Genomic DNA, 15078 nt, shown 5'->3' with positions numbered 1-15078 from the left:
CAATTTTGATCGACATCAGAATTATTCAGGTGTACTGAAGTTGAAATTGAAACTATCGTCTGGCACTTTTAATTGATTAATAATAGATGACCACAATCTGCTTTTCCTGATAACATGCTGAAAAAATTCATCACCGTCTCGAAACTTTTCCATAAGATCTGTATCTTTGCAATTAAGCCAATACCAATCCCGCTTTCTGTATAAGAAGTGCAAGATGTTTCGTAAGTAGTCTTTTTCTAATCCATCAAGCGGAAGGATTTCGCCGTCAGCGTTCATCCAAAAATCTGCGTTTAATGTCGATTCTGTTTTACGGAGCTTAGGGCGCCGCTCAATATTTAATGTGAACATGTTTTAACCCTCCGTCTTTTTATTGAAAGTCAGCAATTGCCGATTCCGTTGAATTTAATTCCGGACGCTTATCCGATTCAGGGACTAGCGTCGGTTTCCCCGCCGGCTTAATGATGAGATCTTGCAATATTTCATTGAAAGCTTTTTTGCCTATGCTCTTTTCAAGAGCCGATACCCCTAAGACTTCCCTTGGTGTAAGGATCTGGTCTGGCTCAAAACCTTCAGCCAAAAGGGTGTTTCTTACAGATTCTCTGTCCGCATATTTCCGGTTGCTTCGACCCTCAACAAGCTTCCAGCCTGGTATTTTCTCCCCGTGGTGTTCCGCTTGGGCTAGGGCATAATCTTGAACATCCTTGGCCCATCGCTTCAGTTCTTCAGCCGCTAGGAGTATCTGTCCCAGATCTTCTTTAGAAAGGAGCTCCGGCTTTTGGAAGTCGTATCTTGCCAGTTCAAGGTTCTTTTCTGCCCTTGCAGCGCATGTCGCCTTGGCTCGGCAGAACCGGCAATGTTCACCGGCTTTAAACGCTCCCTTGCCTTTCCAGGCCATTTCTGCCCGCTGCTTGACGTATTCATCAGCCCACGTCATAAGCTCTTCAATAGAAAGCTCATAAGACGACACGCTATCTAGGCGCGGCTGAACAATTGACATACGAATTTGTTCAATGTCATAAAGCATTTCAAATTGATTAATAGCGCCTAATGCGTACAACATCATTTGCGTATTTTCTTCTGCTTCCACCGGGACGCCCTTGCCATATTTCAAATCAATTACTTCTATAACCCCATCTGCTATGATCAGAGCGTCACCCGTCCCGAAACCTTCAGGTACCCATTTACTGTAATCCAGGCGCTGTTCAAGCAGGATCGTTGCCTCTCCTTTTTCCGCTGCAAGCTCATTAAACTTTTCAATCACAATATCTGCATAATTTGTGACGTATTCCAGCATGGCATCAGAATACAGATCGTTCTTTTTCAGTTTGTTTAGCCGGCGCGTCCTGGTTGCTTTTGCAATCTGCCCAGTGTGATACTCAAGCAAAACTTCTGATATCTCGTGGGCCAGCGTTCCTTCTTCTGCATACGCGCTTGTTTCTTCTTCAAATTGCTCCTCTAGTCGTGCACTAGGCGTGCAAGTTAACCAACGTTTTGAGCCCGACGCCGACAGTAGGGCATGAGATCTATCAGCGTGTGCTTTTGTCATAGCTCTTCCGCCAACTCAAGCAATTCCGCATATTTTTCTTTCGGGACTTCGGATAGCTTCTTGACACCAAACTTCGCAAACAGTTTTTTGATCTCAGCCTGTTTGCCTTCTTGCGTTTTTGCGGCCAGCTTCTCACGAACTACCTTGATATCAATTTCCTGGGATGTATCTACCTTTGCAGGCTCTGTTTTCTCCGGCTCCGCATCTGCCTTTTCACTCTTTGTCGATGTTGGTGCTTTGTCTGGAAGGGGCCCAATTTTTTCCGCCGTAACAGTTGACCCGGGTTCAACCTTTGTTGCCCTTACCGCTGGTTCTTTAATTGTGCTAACTTGAGTTCCGGATAAGGCCTGGGCTAATGCGTGGATAGCGTCAGGCAGTCCTGGCACTTCGATTTTCACCTTAATATCCATAGATTAATAACCTCCTATTTTTTATTGCGGAATGCCGCAATCTCTTTCTTTTTTGCTTTACGTGTTTTCAGCTTGTAGTCTTCTTCCTCGTACCGGCAGGCTTCAACTTGTGCTGCTGAAAGCCTCCCTGCTTCCACAAGCTCTGCGATCTTGATAGGGTTTAATGCAGAAGCCGGAAGCCCTACAGCTGCGCCCAGCTGAGCTTTATCAAATTTAACTGAAACCTTTTTCACAGCTTCAATAATGGTCGCTTTGTCTTCTCGATAGACAAGAATTGGGCCGCTCTGTCTAAGAAAAGCAATAAGGGCTGCAGTCCGGGTACTAATATTTGAGCTTAGTGCCGTACGGTCTTTCTTTGCTTGGTTTAGTTCCTGAAAATACGCGTTCGCTTGCGATACCGTCATGATCCCTGTCATTGGTAAAACCTCCTGTTTCGTAAGTTTTAGCCGCATGGTATAATTACGGCGTTATTTGTTTTGCTTTAGGTCGCCTCTGCCAAGGCGGCTTATTTCTTTTTCTGAAAGAGCATCTAATGTCTCTTGTAGCGCTTTGCAGGTTTCCATACGTTTAAGATCCTGGCAATGTGAAATAATTAATACGGCCTTTGCTACGCATTTGATAAGATCGTCGTCCGACCAGGCAGCGGGTAGGCTTTCAGTGACGAGATAATGTGTGGCTTCTATAAGATCCTGCGCCTTTTCGCGATCAACCTTTAAAAATTTGTCTAGTATCATACCTGCACCCCCTTACTTTTCGGGAATAACATCCCATTCGGGTTATCTCCGTATTTACGTTTGAGTGCTTGGACGGCTTTCTGTTGGGCCTCCCGGCATGTCATGACGGGCGTTGTCGCGGCGGTGTACATATCCCATCCGCTACGAACTGCACGACTCTTTAAAGTCCCGTAACGGATGCCGTTTAACTCAGCCAGTTTCACAATCTCTTCCGGGAATTTACGATATTTCGTTCTTGGTGATCGTTCAGTCATTCGCTTTATTTGTTCCTTTTTCTCTACTTTTGGAGTTGAGGCCGCTTTTTCTGCGCTCCATCCTCGATACACCCTCACACGGAAAGCCGCCCTCGATACCCCGTTTCTTTCAGCAACCTTCCCATAAATAGCCCAATCTGCGGCGAATCTAGACCGGTCGGCAAATCTAACTGGTTCAGATAGGGCGCGCTGTTTATCCCACCCTTGCCGGCGGATTCTCCCCACAACGGTATCCTTACTTATTCCGTTGGCTTCGGCTTTTGCAAACTCTTCCGGTGAAATGTAGTAGTCGTATGGATTGTACATTTACCTTCAACCCTCCTAGATTTCAGCTCCGCAATCATGGCAGACGGTGTATGCCTCATATGATCCTGAAATAGGAATTGTTTCACTATTTTCATGCCTGCAATTTTCTCGGAATTCTGCGATGATCAGGTTTGCTTTGGCTGCCGGGCTTAAAGCCAGCCATTGCCTAGGTACAATTTTCATCATTTACACCCGCTTTCCAGGAGGCGGCGCCTCTATGGTAATGCCGCCCATTGTTAATGTCGTGAATCTGATATCCCTTCCATACTTACGAGAGACTATACTTTCAAAAATAGGCTTCAATTTACGAACCTTTTCTTCCGTAATCTCAATCTTTCCTACTGTCATTTTTTATGAGACCTCCTTTTCTGTAGGGCGACTTTGCCGTTGCCCGCTGTCCAATTTGGCATAGACCCAGCCCTTCAAATAACCAAGCTCGACATCGTTTAGTTCTCGAATTTTGTCAATTAATGTCAGATCGACTTCAGTCAGCTCTTTTCCCATACGTTTCACCCCCTCACGGTTCGAATTACGTTCACAACGTAAGTTTAGCACCCTTGATTTACGTTGTCAACGTAGTTTTTTATTTTTTTACGTTGTCAACGTAATTCAACTAATGTATACTTGTCTTGTGTTATTTGTAATCTTTGTGAAGGAGGGTTAAAAAAGTGATAGCTGAAAGGATTAGAAACATCAGGGAGAATGAAAATTTATCCCGCGAAAAATTTGCAGCACGTATCGGAGTAAGCAGAGGCGTGATAGAAAACATTGAGCTTAACAGAGTTGCTCCAAGAGATGTTTACATTAAGTCAATTTGCAAACAGTTCCATGTTAATGAAGAATGGCTGAGGGACGGCACAGGAGAAATGTATAGTTCCACAACTGAGGAAGAGTTATTTGTTGAGAAGCTTGCGGACTTACTCAAGGATGATAAAAAAGAAGTTCGTGATTTGGTTATGGCTTTGTTTCAATTAGAGGGGAAGGAGTTTGAAGTTGTAAAAGACATGGTGGAAATATTGGTAAACAAAAAAGCAACCTAGCAAAAAGGCTGCTTTTTTTTAAGAGGCATTTAATAAAATCCTTTTGACAAAGACAAGTATTAATTTTAAAGGCTCCGCAGAGTCGGTCTTGTCAATTAATAAGTGCAATTCTTTTTTTAAAGACCCCATGTCATTTTTCAATTTACTGCCTCCTTGATCTTGAAAAAAAATTTGAAGCTTTTGAAACCATTTAGCAGATGAAGAAACGAATACCTTTTGATATTCTTTATATTACCACAATTAGAACATATGTTCTATTCCGATTTTATCAGAAATACAAAGGAGCCCATAAATTATGCGAATCGCGCTATATATAAGAGTGAGTACGGATGAACAAGCTAAGCATGGCTACTCGCTTGATGCTCAGAAAGAAAAACTTGAGGCTTTTTGTAAATCCCAAGGATGGGAAAACTATGAAACCTACATAGACGATGGATATTCGGCAAAAGATTTAAATCGGCCAAAGTTCAACTTAATGAAAGACGCTATTAAGAAGGGAACGATAGACGTCTTGCTTGTCTATCGCTTAGACCGCTTAACAAGATCTGTAATTGATCTGTACGAAATATTAAAAATGCTCGATGAAAATGGCTGTAAATTCAAGAGTGCCACAGAAGTTTACGACACAACAAACGCAATGGGGAGGCTGTTTATTACCCTCATTGCGGCCATAGCTCAATGGGAAAGAGAAAATCTGGCCGAACGTGTAAAAATGGGGATTGAGAAAAAAGTGAAATTTGGTAAATGGCCTGGTGGGCTTCCTCCATATGGGTATGTCTATAAAAACGATGAGCTCATAATAAATCCAGAGGAAGCCAAAGTGGTCAAATTAATATTCAACATGGCAAAGACCCTCGGTTTCTACACTATTGCAAAAAGGCTTACAGAAACAGGGTATAGCACTAAAAATGGCGGCCAATGGCATGTGGACACTGTTAGAGGGATTGCTAATAACCCCGTATATGCCGGATACCTTACAAATAATGATAACCCCAAAGCAGCTAAAAAACCGCCAAAGGAACAGTCTTTATATGAAGGCGGGCACGAAAGAATAGTTCCAAGAGATGAATTTTGGCAGCTACAAGAGATTTTAGATAAAAGGCGGGGCACCGGCGGAAAACGAGAGACAAGTGATTACTATTTTTCATCAATCTTGAAATGCGGCCGCTGTGGGAGCTCAATGTCTGGTCATAAAACACCGGCAGGAAAAACCTATAGATGCTCAGGCAAAAAAGCAGGAAAATCTTGCACTAGCCATATCATCCTTGAGAAATATTTAGTACAAAAAGTTTTCGAGTCTTTCGATGACCTAATTTCCGAACTAAGCCCGCAGGCAGACGTTGCGACAAATCCATCAGAGGAAAAAATCAAAGAGTTGGAAAATAACTTGGCGAACATCGAAAAGAAGTTAGAAAAACAAAAAAATATGTATGAAAGAGATATCATTGATATAGATGAATTAGTAGCAAAAACAGAAAAACTTAGGGAAGAAGAGAAAGAAATCACTTCACAATTGAGAGCTTACAGAAAAAGTGCCGATCAGTCCGAAGACATAACTTACATTTCGGAAAACATTAGCTCTCTGTGGGATATCGCCAATGATTATGAACGAAAACAAATGATGACAACCGTGTTCTCTCAAATGGTTATTGATACAAAAGATGAATACAAAAGAGGTACGGGAAAGCCGAGGGAGATCCTGATTCTGTCCGTGAAATAACGATATGTCTTTCATGGGTATTAGTACGCTTGTGCCATGGGCGCTCATTCCGGTAGCAGCGATTTGTAAAGTGGACCCGTTCGATCTTGCCAGAAAAAACTTTATTCCTGTAGCAGCCGGATTAACTGTCACAACGATTGCCGCCATTTTTCTTCTATAAAACGTGACAGCAAGGTTGAACAGCGGCTTCAGTTGTCATAAAATTATAAAAACTTGTCATTCCTAAAAGGAGGAATTTTTTTGAGCGCATCCGCATTCATCCGACAAATTAATGAGCAGCTTGATGCACACTACGATGAAATGGTCAAATTGAGGCGTCATTTTCATCAGCACCCGGAGCTTTCTTTTCAAGAAAAGAAAACAGCCGCATTTATCGCTTCTTACTATGAAGCGCTCGGTATTCCTATCCGCACCAATGTCGGCGGGGGCGGAGTTCTCGCGCACATCGAAGGCGGATCGCCCGGCCCCGTCATTGCGCTTCGAGCCGATTTTGACGCGCTGCCCATTCATGATGAAAAAGATGTGCCTTACCGGTCGACGGTGCCGGGAGTGATGCATGCCTGCGGACACGACGGGCACACGGCCACCCTGCTCGTCCTCGCGAAAATTTTGAACGAACATGCCGACCGTTTAAAAGGAAAGATCGTCCTCATCCATCAGCACGCCGAGGAATATTCCCCGGGCGGAGCCAGGCCGATGATTGAAGACGGCTGTCTTGACGGTGTTGACGTGATTTTCGGAACCCATTTGTGGGCTACTGAGCCGACGGGAACCGTTCAATATCGAACAGGACCGATCATGGCCGCTGCGGACCGTTTTACGATTACGATTAAAGGCAAAGGCGGGCATGGCGCACAGCCTCATAAAACAAAAGACGCCGTGTTGATCGGATCGCAGATCGTCGCTTCACTCCAGCAGATTGTCAGCCGCAGGCTCGATCCGACTCAGCCGGCAGTCGTTTCGATAGGTTCATTTGTTGCCGAAAACTCCTTTAATGTAATCGCTGATAAAGCCGTTTTAATCGGGACGGCGCGTTCCTTCAATGATGAAATCCGCACCTTGATTGAAAACGAAATTGAACAGATTGCAAAAGGTATATGCGGCATGCATGGTGCTGACTGTGACTATTCCTTTGAAAGGGGCTATCCGCCTGTCTGCAATCATCCGGAAGAAACGGCTTTTCTCGCAAAAATCGCCAAACAGACAGAAGGCGTCGAAAACGTTGAGGAAAGCAGCATGCAAATGGGCGGGGAAGATTTCGCTTACTACCTAGAGCGCGTCAAAGGGACATTTTTCTTTACAGGCGCCCGTCCTGAAAATCCGGACGCGGTGTTTCCCCACCACCATCCGAAATTTGATCTTGATGAAAAAGCGCTGCTGATCGCAGCCAAGGTGCTGGCAAATGCCGCTGTCTCCTATCAGGAGAAAGAGCAGTCGCTCCGCGAAACGCCTGCAATGTAACAACCGAAAAAGCAAAAAACAGCCGGATCATCAATATCCGGCTGTCTCATGTATCAACCTCATATGGAAAACGTGTCTCGCTGTTTCCCCAAGATGCCCAAGCAGCTTATAGTTAGCCGTTCCGCCTATGACCGCGCCGAAGCCCGGCACAAGCTGAAACAGCTTTACAAGATCGAGATAGTCCCGGTATTCCTGCTGAAATGCCAGCCAATCGATTTCGCGCTTTTCGGTTTCCCAATGTTCAATCATACGGAAAATTTCTTTTCGGTGAGCTTCCCCTGAGAAGGCGAGCTGAAAAATATACAGAAGAAACATCCGCTCTTCTTTTTCCTTGATATCATATCCGTAAATCGACGCCAATTCAAACAGGCATTTCATTTTGATGCCGAGCAAAAGCGGAAAGTCCGCCAGTCCGAGAAAAATCCCGCCTGCGCCTGTTCCGATCCCTTCAACGGCAGCCGCCTTTTGATACTGGGCGATCGTCTTCTGAGCCAGCTCATCTTTTTCCCTTAGTGAAAGCGTGCCTGTTTTCTTGTCAAAAGTCGTCAAATTCGAGCCGAGCAAAGTGGCCTCGACCATCTTTTTAATGCTTTCTGTTATCGCTTTATGAACTTTGGCGGGAATGCGGGCGTTGATTTTCGACTGCACGCCTTTCGACATCCGCTCAGCCATCGACGGCTTTCTGAGAAACTTCATTTTCCAGCGGATCGCTTCCTCCAAATAAAGCTGGTTTTCATTCATGCGCCTCTCACCTCTTCTTTCATCATACTTGCTTAAAAAGAAAAGGATTCATGATCTCTTGGCATTTTTCTTCAATCTGCTGTTGAAATAAGGCTTCAAAATTACAAATATAAGCAATGCGGAGCCGGCCAGTCCGGCGAGCATCCCGGTCCACTGCATCATGGCTCCGGCAACGGCAGATAAAACAAGCGCCTGGACGCTCAGAACAATGTGAAGCAGACCGAAAAAGCTCTTCCGCTTTTCTGCAGCTTTGACGGGATAAAGCTCCTGCAAGGACAAGTGTGAAAAATGATCAAACAGCGGTGTCAGCTGAATTCCTGTAATGAATACGGTAAAGACGATGAGCGCCGCAGAAACCCACTCATATGTCGAAAAATAAGCGATGATGATACCAAAAATTGCGGTCAGCCTGACGACGATACCGAAATAGTCGTTTGATCTGATAAAGGCCCTTCCGTACATATATGTAAATGTCCGGCGCTGTTCATACGGAATAAACCGGAGCATCCAATCGAGATATGCTCTTCTTTTCGCCTGCTTTCTAAGATGGGGAACGTCTGTGAATAGGTTCGCAATTCTGTAGAACCGCTGCTTTCTTCTGATTTCGTCTTCAATATGCAGCTCCCATTTAAACGATTTTTTCTTATCGATCATTTTAAAATACACATACAGAGCGGCCATGATCAGGTAGACAGCTGCTGCAAATCCGTATGAAGACGCTAAAGCGAAATAGATCGCGATCGTGTTGAGAAGCAGTCTGACAATCCAGTCGGTGACCCTCATGTTTTTTTCGCCGAAAAACGTCATCCGCCATTGCATCGCTGTGTTCCATCCTTTTAAGACGAGCAGCTGAATCAGCAAGATGAAGTACGCGGAAAATGCCTGGCCGCTCGCTTCAAAATAGAGCGGTGCCAAAGCGAGGGCCGCGGCGGCCAGCGGAAAAAGCTGCGTCAACAAACTGAATCGGAAAGCCTGCTGAAAATACGGCTGCATCTTTGCTTCGAGCGGCAGCAAAAAGACGAGATCCGCTTCTTTAATTAGCGTGCGGACGTATGAGCCTGTCAAAATGAACGAAAAGATGACGGCCATCACCCAATAGGCGGGAAAACCTTCGGGCATCTCTTTCAGCCATTTGCTGTACCAGCTCGCAGCTCCTGCAAGGAAAAAAATCATGACGATGACAAGGTGGTCATTCAGCATGTATTTCAAATATGATCTTGTTTCTTTGACATACTCCTCAATTCTTGTCTTCCAAATCCCCAGAATGCTATTCATAGCTCTCTTCCTTCGTCAGTTCAAGATACAGGTCGTCGAGGCTCGCTTCTTCCATCGAAAACTGTTCTCTGAGCTCATCAAGCGTTCCTTTCGCCCGCACTTCGCCGTTATGGAGAATAATGAAGGAGTCGCAATACCGCTCTGCCGTTGCCAAAATATGCGTCGACATCAAAACCGCCGCTCCGTTTTTCTTCGCTTCGTTCATCCGCTCGAGAAGGGCATTGATCGCCAGCGGATCAAGACCGAGAAACGGTTCGTCTATAATGTACAGGTCGGGTTCGACAAGGAAAGCGCACATGATCATAACCTTCTGCTTCATACCTTTTGAAAAATGGGCAGGGAACCATTTCAGGCGCTTCTCCATTCTGAATTCTTTCAAAAGCGGCGGAAGCCTTTTCTCGAACGTTTCCTTCGAAAGGCCATACGCCATCGCCGTCAGCTCCAAATGCTCCTTCAATGTCAGCTCTTCATATAAAATCGGCGTTTCCGGAATAAACGTAAATTGGGAACGATAGCTTTCCGGATCGTCCATGAACGTTTTGCCGTTCAATTCAACCGATCCTTTGTGCGGTTCCATTAAGCCGATGATATGCCGGATCGTCGTGCTTTTCCCCGCTCCGTTCAAACCGATCAGCCCGACGATCTGCTCCCGTTCAATCGCAAATGAAACATCGCGCAGCACCGGGTTTCTTGTATACCCTCCAGTTAACTCATTAACAGTCAGTAGTGACATACGTTCGTTCCTTTCCTGCATTTTTCTTAATAGTACCAAAAACAAGAATGTATTTGAAACGTTTTCCCTCTCGCTTTTCGGCCTTAAAATAAAACGAATAATCGAATGCGCATCAGGACATTCTAATTCTTGAAGAAGGGAAAGCTTATCAACTCTGGCGAATGAGGTGTTTGTCAAAGACAAAATCGGCAAGAGTTCCTGAGTATGAAACATGTCAAGCTTAGAAATTTCTTTCATCCACTGAATTGAGAAAGCACCTGCTTTATTTGACATCTCCGTCATATAAAAAAGGTGTGACGATCAAATGAGGTGTTTGTCGCAGGAAATGTATAGGCGTTACAAGCTTTCATTTTGACGAAAATGGGGTGCTTGCAAAAGGCAGTTAACGTTTCTTCATTAAAGCGTACCTTCTTCAGGCAGGGTGAACGTTGGAGCCGTTCATCCTGTTTTTCGTGTTTTCGCGCAAATTGTGGTAATATGTTGCTTATACATAACCTTTCCCTGATGGAAAAAGGAGGAAAAGTATGAGCGACTGTATTTTCTGCAAAATCATAAACGGAGAAATCCCTTGTGCAAAGGTATTTGAAAATGAACATGTACTGGCTTTTCTCGACATCAGCCAAGTCACAAAAGGGCATACGCTTGTGATTCCAAAAGTTCATAAAACCAATATTTACGAAATGACACCTGATGTTTCAAGGGAATTTTTTGAAGCGGTTCCGAAAATCGCCCAAGCTATCAAAGACGAATACGAGCCGATCGGCTTAAACCTTCTGAATAACAATGGCGAAAAAGCGGGGCAGTCCGTCTTCCACTATCACATGCACATCATCCCCCGCTACGGCAAAGGAGACGGATTCGGAGCCGTCTGGAAAACACATGCGGACGACTATTCACCGGAAGACTTGCAGAACATTGCAGCTTCCATCAACAAGCACCTGTAATCGAGACATTGTCCAAGGGCGCCGGCAGCTGCCGGCGTCTTTTTTCCGTTCAAAAAAACTCCACATTTATCAGATCGCCCGGCACGACTAAATAGACTTTGTTCTATATTTCACACAATTCAAATTTTTTATGTATAACCGGAACCTTTTATGATAGGATGGTTTTATATTTTTATACATGAACAGGGAGCGATTGTGATGATACGTACAACGAACTTTAACGCAGGACCGGCAGCACTGCCTTTAGAAGTACTGCAAAAGGCGAAAGACGAATTTCTTGATTTCAACGGTGCGGGGATGTCCGTGATGGAGCTGTCCCACCGCAGCAAAGAGTATGACGCCGTTCATCAAAAAGCGAAAGCTCTGTTAAAGGAACTGATGGACATACCTGATGATTATGAAGTCATGTTTCTGCAAGGCGGAGCAAGCCTTCAGTTCTCAATGATTCCGATGAACTTCCTCTCCAAAGACAAAACGGCGCACTTCATAATGACAGGCGCCTGGTCTGAAAAAGCGCTCGCCGAAGCGAAGCTCTTCGGAAACACATCGATCATCGCGTCCAGTAAAGAAGATACGTACAGCTATATTCCCGAAGTACCGGAGATTCCGCTAGACGGTGCTTACCTCCACCTGACTTCCAACAACACGATCTTCGGAACGCAGTGGCAAAAGTTCCCTGACGCTCCGATTCCGGTTGTCGCTGATATGTCCAGCGATATTTTAAGCAGAAAAATCGATGTTTCCCAATTTGACATCATCTATGCCGGCGCTCAGAAAAACCTCGGACCGTCAGGGGTGACCGTTGTCATCATGAAAAAAGACTGGCTCGGCAAAGAAAACGAGCAAGTTGCCAAAATCCTGAAGTACTCAACACATGCCAAAGCGGATTCTCTCTACAATACCCCTCCGACTTTTGCGATTTATATGCTGTCTCTCGTGCTGGAGTGGCTCAAGGAAAAAGGCGGCCTCGATGCCATTGAGAAACGCAATCGAGAAAAGGCCGGTATTTTGTACAACGCGATCGACGAAAGCGGCGGATTCTACCGCGGCCATGCGAGAGAAGACAGCCGCTCAAACATGAACGTCACCTTTACGCTCAAAAATGATGAGCTGACAGCATCATTCATCGCAAAGGCAAAGGAAGAAAAAATGTCAGGGCTTGGCGGACACCGTTCGGTCGGAGGCTGCCGCGCTTCGATTTACAATGCCGTATCTGTTGAAGACTGCGAAAAGCTGGCGGCCTTTATGAAGAAATTCCGCGAAGAAAACTGATGGTTTATCCTGATGATGGAAGATGGCGAAAAAGGCTTCCCCATTCCTTCGAAAGTTTGATATACTACTAGAAAGCTTTCGCAATAAATGACGAGCATATTATTGGAAAGCGTAAAAAGAGCCTAGATGAGGAGAGAATAGACATGAAAACAAAAGAATTAGTGGCTATGGCCCTGTTTGTCGCCATTGGAGCGGCGCTTCACGCTGTGATTCCGCCTTTTTTCTACGGAATGAAGCCGGATATGATGCTGATCATGATGTTTATGGGAATCCTTTTGTTCCCTAGATTGCAAAATGTTCTTGTCATCGGAATCGTGACAGGCGTTATTTCCGCGTTGACAACGGCTTTTCCGGGAGGACAGCTGCCCAACATCATCGACAAACCGCTAACAGCCTTGATGTTTTTCGGCGTATTTCTGCTTGTGAAAAAGCTGAACAGCAAAACGCTTGCCGCCGCCGGATTAACTGCTGCAGGAACGGTTCTTTCCGGAACCATTTTCCTTACGGCTGCGCTGTTCATCGTCGGCCTGCCTGGAAACCAGGGGTTCATTACCCTGTTTTCTGTTGTCGTTTTACCTGCTGCCTTGATCAACACGATCGCCATGGCGGTCATCTTCCCGATCGTGCAGTCGATCATGAAGCGCTCAAGGCTGATTGAACAAGTCAAATAAAACCAGAACCTCTTCTTGAAAAGGGTTATCCTTTTTTTGAAGAGGTTTTTTTCATTTTGATGGTCAAAAAAAGGGGAATCCGCCCGATATTTTATATAAGAAGCTGAATAAAAAAAAGGAGCAGGAGCGCCAATCCTGCGCTTCCCGTGCAAAAAAGCGCTTTTTGTTTAAGAATGCGTTTCGGCGGGTAAGATGCAGAATATCCGAGAAGCCTTAAATAATAAAAGGAGCCGGCGGTAAACACAGCGCTTAAAATTGTCAAAACAATGATAATGACAGACAACCCTCTCCCTCCTTTTTTTAAAAGTATGCTAAAATAAAGCAAGCTATGCAGAAGTTTCTAAGAAGAGAAACGGATGGCCCGGCTCGAACGCCAGTATCTAATCATGAGAAGACGGGTGCCTGCCAAGCCTGATCTTTAAAAATATAACCGGGGTGATGTACATGTCAAAAGGCCGATCTTTAGCAGCTGGACTGATTGTAGGCGGTGTTATTGGCGGTGTTGCAGCATTGCTGACCGCGCCGACTTCAGGAAAAAACTTGAGAGGACAGCTAAAAGCCAACTGCGGTAAATGGGAAGACACCGTCAAAAGGCTGAAAAACGACGGAATCGCATTAAAAGAGCAATTCGTCAAAACCGCCATAGAAGGCGCGGAAATCATCAAAGACGTCGGCAGCGAACTGCAAACGTCCATCCAGGAATGGCGCGAGGAAATCAAACCTCACCAGCAGGACTTAAAAAAGGAAATCGCTGAGATTGAAGAAAAGATAAAACAGCTGGAGAAAACCTTACAAAACTAATATACTCAGCGAAAAAAATGAACCTTAAAAAAGGGGTGTGAATGGAAAATTTTCACGCTCTTTTTTTGGGTAAAATCCTGATTTCACACCGTAAAGCTGGATTTTTTAAAAATTTCGTAAATTTACATCTTTATTAATCTTTATTTTATTGGCATAATAGAAATTATAAGATAAAGAGAAGCAGGTGAAGTGAATGAATCGAGCGGAAGAGCCCTATACGGTGAAAGAAGCCCTTTTATTCAGTCAAAGAATGGCACAGCTTAGCAAGGCGCTTTGGAAGTCAATAGAAAAGGATTGGCAGCAGTGGATTAAACCTTATGATCTGAACATTAACGAGCATCATATTTTGTGGATCGCCTACCAGCTGAACGGTGCATCCATTTCGGAAATCGCCAAGTTCGGCGTCATGCACGTATCCACAGCGTTTAATTTTTCAAAAAAACTTGAGGAAAGAGGTTACCTGGAGTTTTCCAAAAAGTTGAATGACAAACGAAACACTTACATTCAGCTGACTCCGAAAGGTGAAGACGTTTTCCTTAAAATCCTCGAGTCTTACGATCCGACCCGGAATGCCGTCTTAAAAGGCGCTCAGCCCCTTCATCAGCTGTACGGGAAGTTTCCAGAAATCGTCGAGATGATGTCGATCATCCGCCATATTTACGGCGATGATTTCATGGAAATTTTCGAAAAATCGTTTTCAAACATCGAAAGTGAATTTACGAGCGAAGAGGGCAAAATGAAGAAAAAACAAGAAGCAAAAGAAGCCGGGGAATCGATAGAGATGGACAAACCGCTTGAGCCTCTTAAAAACTAAGCCAGATCGTATTGCCTGATAATGCTGATGAATTCGCTCATCAGCGGTTTGTACAGACCTTGTCTGTGAAGGGCGAAAATCGTTTCGTGCACTTCAAGTTTTTCATTTAACTGTCCCGCAAAAAGCGTGAGGAGATGATCGAACATCACATATCCTTGCGCTTTTTGTGCTTCAAGCTCCTTTGAGAGCTCTTCGCACAGCTTTTCCGTTTCCTTTGCTTCTTCCTCTGATAAGCCCTTTTCGATCAACATTTTATAATACGGATACTCTTCCATATCCGCATTGTTCAATAACAGTTTGATGTAATATTCCAGCCGCTCAAGGCGTTGCTCCATAGAGTTCATATTTGTCCCTTC

General features: G+C 44.7%; 22 protein-coding genes and 1 pseudogene. 9 read left to right on the top strand and 14 right to left on the bottom strand.

All coding sequences use genetic code 11. From position 1 onward, the window contains the following. Positions 1-21: 21 nt before the first annotated feature. Genes MHB72_RS05775 through MHB72_RS05735 form a run of 9 tightly spaced genes read right to left on the bottom strand, consistent with a single transcriptional unit; the run spans position 22 to position 3754 of the window. Positions 22-348: a hypothetical protein gene (locus tag MHB72_RS05775; protein WP_039072595.1), complete on the bottom strand. Its 327-nt coding sequence runs from the start codon at positions 346-348 to the stop codon at positions 22-24. Positions 349-367: 19 nt separating this feature from the next. Beyond that, a complete protein-coding gene (locus MHB72_RS05770; RefSeq protein ID WP_340901868.1) occupies positions 368-1546 on the bottom strand; it encodes a DUF2800 domain-containing protein in 1179 nt (392 codons plus the stop codon). Further along, a complete protein-coding gene (locus tag MHB72_RS05765; protein WP_340901867.1) occupies positions 1543-1956 on the bottom strand; it encodes a hypothetical protein in 414 nt (137 codons plus the stop codon). Before MHB72_RS05765 ends, MHB72_RS05770 begins: the two co-directional genes overlap by 4 nt. Before the next feature lie 14 nt (positions 1957-1970). Further along, on the bottom strand, positions 1971-2372 hold the full coding sequence (locus MHB72_RS05760; RefSeq protein ID WP_268015819.1) for a hypothetical protein: 402 nt from the start codon (positions 2370-2372) through the stop codon (positions 1971-1973). A gap of 51 nt (positions 2373-2423) precedes the next feature. Continuing rightward, positions 2424-2690 carry a YqaH family protein gene (locus MHB72_RS05755; RefSeq protein WP_340901865.1) on the bottom strand — a complete coding sequence of 89 codons (267 nt, stop codon included), beginning with the start codon at positions 2688-2690 and terminating at the stop codon, positions 2424-2426. After that, entirely contained in the window at positions 2687-3250 is a 564-nt protein-coding gene (locus tag MHB72_RS05750; RefSeq protein ID WP_340901864.1) for a hypothetical protein, read from the bottom strand. Before MHB72_RS05750 ends, MHB72_RS05755 begins: the two co-directional genes overlap by 4 nt. A gap of 15 nt (positions 3251-3265) precedes the next feature. Beyond that, complete coding sequence (locus MHB72_RS05745; protein WP_156125026.1) at positions 3266-3433, bottom strand: hypothetical protein; 168 nt, start codon at positions 3431-3433, stop codon at positions 3266-3268. A 3-nt stretch (positions 3434-3436) separates the two neighbouring features. Further along, positions 3437-3598 carry a hypothetical protein gene (locus MHB72_RS05740; RefSeq protein ID WP_197063012.1) on the bottom strand — a complete coding sequence of 54 codons (162 nt, stop codon included), beginning with the start codon at positions 3596-3598 and terminating at the stop codon, positions 3437-3439. Positions 3599-3601: 3 nt separating this feature from the next. Then, the gene (locus MHB72_RS05735) at positions 3602-3754 is read right to left on the bottom strand and encodes a hypothetical protein (protein ID WP_156125023.1); all 153 of its coding nucleotides are present in this window, start codon (positions 3752-3754) and stop codon (positions 3602-3604) included. A 164-nt stretch (positions 3755-3918) separates the two neighbouring features. On the opposite strand from MHB72_RS05735, the gene MHB72_RS05730 reads away from it, so the two are divergent. The 4 genes and pseudogenes from MHB72_RS05730 to MHB72_RS05715 all read left to right on the top strand — a co-directional run bounded on the left by MHB72_RS05730 (position 3919) and on the right by MHB72_RS05715 (position 7471). Further along, positions 3919-4290 (top strand): helix-turn-helix domain-containing protein, encoded by a 372-nt coding sequence (locus tag MHB72_RS05730; protein ID WP_039072590.1) that lies wholly within the window; start codon positions 3919-3921, stop codon positions 4288-4290. Positions 4291-4585: 295 nt separating this feature from the next. After that, positions 4586-6010, top strand: coding sequence for a recombinase family protein (locus MHB72_RS05725; protein WP_340901861.1), 1425 nt, complete (start codon positions 4586-4588; stop codon positions 6008-6010). A gap of 10 nt (positions 6011-6020) precedes the next feature. Beyond that, positions 6021-6170 (top strand): annotated as a pseudogene (locus MHB72_RS05720) (hypothetical protein); the annotation flags it as partial. A 140-nt stretch (positions 6171-6310) separates the two neighbouring features. Beyond that, positions 6311-7471 (top strand): M20 family metallopeptidase, encoded by a 1161-nt coding sequence (locus MHB72_RS05715; RefSeq protein WP_216921111.1) that lies wholly within the window; start codon positions 6311-6313, stop codon positions 7469-7471. Between the two features lie 30 nt (positions 7472-7501). Here the strand turns inward: MHB72_RS05715 and MHB72_RS05710 are convergent, their stop codons facing one another. Genes MHB72_RS05710 through MHB72_RS05700 form a run of 3 tightly spaced genes read right to left on the bottom strand, consistent with a single transcriptional unit; the run spans position 7502 to position 10220 of the window. Next, positions 7502-8212, bottom strand: coding sequence for an EcsC family protein (locus MHB72_RS05710; RefSeq protein ID WP_023856559.1), 711 nt, complete (start codon positions 8210-8212; stop codon positions 7502-7504). Positions 8213-8260: 48 nt separating this feature from the next. After that, complete coding sequence (locus MHB72_RS05705; protein WP_216920982.1) at positions 8261-9487, bottom strand: ABC transporter permease; 1227 nt, start codon at positions 9485-9487, stop codon at positions 8261-8263. Beyond that, the gene (locus MHB72_RS05700; RefSeq protein WP_020450802.1) at positions 9480-10220 is read right to left on the bottom strand and encodes an ABC transporter ATP-binding protein; all 741 of its coding nucleotides are present in this window, start codon (positions 10218-10220) and stop codon (positions 9480-9482) included. Before MHB72_RS05700 ends, MHB72_RS05705 begins: the two co-directional genes overlap by 8 nt. Before the next feature lie 524 nt (positions 10221-10744). On the opposite strand from MHB72_RS05700, the gene MHB72_RS05695 reads away from it, so the two are divergent. The 3 genes from MHB72_RS05695 to MHB72_RS05685 all read left to right on the top strand — a co-directional run bounded on the left by MHB72_RS05695 (position 10745) and on the right by MHB72_RS05685 (position 13107). Further along, complete coding sequence (locus MHB72_RS05695; RefSeq protein ID WP_020450801.1) at positions 10745-11164, top strand: HIT family protein; 420 nt, start codon at positions 10745-10747, stop codon at positions 11162-11164. Positions 11165-11362: 198 nt separating this feature from the next. Then, positions 11363-12436 carry a 3-phosphoserine/phosphohydroxythreonine transaminase gene (gene serC, locus MHB72_RS05690; RefSeq protein ID WP_020450800.1) on the top strand — a complete coding sequence of 358 codons (1074 nt, stop codon included), beginning with the start codon at positions 11363-11365 and terminating at the stop codon, positions 12434-12436. Between the two features lie 143 nt (positions 12437-12579). Next, positions 12580-13107 (top strand): tryptophan transporter, encoded by a 528-nt coding sequence (locus tag MHB72_RS05685; protein WP_020450799.1) that lies wholly within the window; start codon positions 12580-12582, stop codon positions 13105-13107. Positions 13108-13198: 91 nt separating this feature from the next. Here the strand turns inward: MHB72_RS05685 and MHB72_RS05680 are convergent, their stop codons facing one another. Then, entirely contained in the window at positions 13199-13390 is a 192-nt protein-coding gene (locus tag MHB72_RS05680) for a hypothetical protein (protein ID WP_020450798.1), read from the bottom strand. Between the two features lie 161 nt (positions 13391-13551). Between MHB72_RS05680 and MHB72_RS05675 the strand changes: the two genes are divergently transcribed. Together MHB72_RS05675 and MHB72_RS05670 are read left to right on the top strand one after the other, a co-directional pair. After that, positions 13552-13908 (top strand): YtxH domain-containing protein, encoded by a 357-nt coding sequence (locus MHB72_RS05675; protein ID WP_003180256.1) that lies wholly within the window; start codon positions 13552-13554, stop codon positions 13906-13908. A gap of 193 nt (positions 13909-14101) precedes the next feature. Further along, the gene (locus tag MHB72_RS05670) at positions 14102-14722 is read left to right on the top strand and encodes an HTH-type transcriptional regulator Hpr (RefSeq protein ID WP_020450797.1); all 621 of its coding nucleotides are present in this window, start codon (positions 14102-14104) and stop codon (positions 14720-14722) included. Here MHB72_RS05670 and MHB72_RS05665 read toward each other — a convergent pair. After that, complete coding sequence (locus tag MHB72_RS05665; protein WP_023856555.1) at positions 14719-15066, bottom strand: YhaI family protein; 348 nt, start codon at positions 15064-15066, stop codon at positions 14719-14721. The genes MHB72_RS05670 and MHB72_RS05665 overlap by 4 nt on opposite strands. Positions 15067-15078 lie beyond the last annotated feature (12 nt).

The organism is Bacillus sp. FSL K6-1284, from assembly GCF_038002625.1.
Lineage (GTDB): Bacteria > Bacillota > Bacilli > Bacillales > Bacillaceae > Bacillus > Bacillus paralicheniformis.
This window is presented reverse-complemented; position numbering and strand designations above follow the sequence as displayed.

What these genes read in the sequence shown, in the direction of transcription:
- MHB72_RS05755 (WP_340901865.1), bottom strand. Translation starts at nt 2,690, where the DNA reads ATGATACTAGACAAATTTTTAAAGGTTGATCGCGAAAAGGCGCAGGAT.
- MHB72_RS05735 (WP_156125023.1), bottom strand. Translation starts at nt 3,754, where the DNA reads ATGGGAAAAGAGCTGACTGAAGTCGATCTGACATTAATTGACAAAATT.
- MHB72_RS05685 (WP_020450799.1), top strand. Translation starts at nt 12,580, where the DNA reads ATGAAAACAAAAGAATTAGTGGCTATGGCCCTGTTTGTCGCCATTGGA.
- MHB72_RS05700 (WP_020450802.1), bottom strand. Translation starts at nt 10,220, where the DNA reads ATGTCACTACTGACTGTTAATGAGTTAACTGGAGGGTATACAAGAAAC.
- serC (WP_020450800.1), top strand. Translation starts at nt 11,363, where the DNA reads ATGATACGTACAACGAACTTTAACGCAGGACCGGCAGCACTGCCTTTA.
- MHB72_RS05750 (WP_340901864.1), bottom strand. Translation starts at nt 3,250, where the DNA reads ATGTACAATCCATACGACTACTACATTTCACCGGAAGAGTTTGCAAAA.
- MHB72_RS05760 (WP_268015819.1), bottom strand. Translation starts at nt 2,372, where the DNA reads ATGACAGGGATCATGACGGTATCGCAAGCGAACGCGTATTTTCAGGAA.
- MHB72_RS05765 (WP_340901867.1), bottom strand. Translation starts at nt 1,956, where the DNA reads ATGGATATTAAGGTGAAAATCGAAGTGCCAGGACTGCCTGACGCTATC.
- MHB72_RS05710 (WP_023856559.1), bottom strand. Translation starts at nt 8,212, where the DNA reads ATGAATGAAAACCAGCTTTATTTGGAGGAAGCGATCCGCTGGAAAATG.
- MHB72_RS05715 (WP_216921111.1), top strand. Translation starts at nt 6,311, where the DNA reads ATGGTCAAATTGAGGCGTCATTTTCATCAGCACCCGGAGCTTTCTTTT.
- MHB72_RS05675 (WP_003180256.1), top strand. Translation starts at nt 13,552, where the DNA reads ATGTCAAAAGGCCGATCTTTAGCAGCTGGACTGATTGTAGGCGGTGTT.
- MHB72_RS05670 (WP_020450797.1), top strand. Translation starts at nt 14,102, where the DNA reads ATGAATCGAGCGGAAGAGCCCTATACGGTGAAAGAAGCCCTTTTATTC.
- MHB72_RS05740 (WP_197063012.1), bottom strand. Translation starts at nt 3,598, where the DNA reads ATGACAGTAGGAAAGATTGAGATTACGGAAGAAAAGGTTCGTAAATTG.
- MHB72_RS05775 (WP_039072595.1), bottom strand. Translation starts at nt 348, where the DNA reads ATGTTCACATTAAATATTGAGCGGCGCCCTAAGCTCCGTAAAACAGAA.
- MHB72_RS05745 (WP_156125026.1), bottom strand. Translation starts at nt 3,433, where the DNA reads ATGAAAATTGTACCTAGGCAATGGCTGGCTTTAAGCCCGGCAGCCAAA.
- MHB72_RS05695 (WP_020450801.1), top strand. Translation starts at nt 10,745, where the DNA reads ATGAGCGACTGTATTTTCTGCAAAATCATAAACGGAGAAATCCCTTGT.
- MHB72_RS05665 (WP_023856555.1), bottom strand. Translation starts at nt 15,066, where the DNA reads ATGAACTCTATGGAGCAACGCCTTGAGCGGCTGGAATATTACATCAAA.
- MHB72_RS05705 (WP_216920982.1), bottom strand. Translation starts at nt 9,487, where the DNA reads ATGAATAGCATTCTGGGGATTTGGAAGACAAGAATTGAGGAGTATGTC.
- MHB72_RS05770 (WP_340901868.1), bottom strand. Translation starts at nt 1,546, where the DNA reads ATGACAAAAGCACACGCTGATAGATCTCATGCCCTACTGTCGGCGTCG.
- MHB72_RS05725 (WP_340901861.1), top strand. Translation starts at nt 4,586, where the DNA reads ATGCGAATCGCGCTATATATAAGAGTGAGTACGGATGAACAAGCTAAG.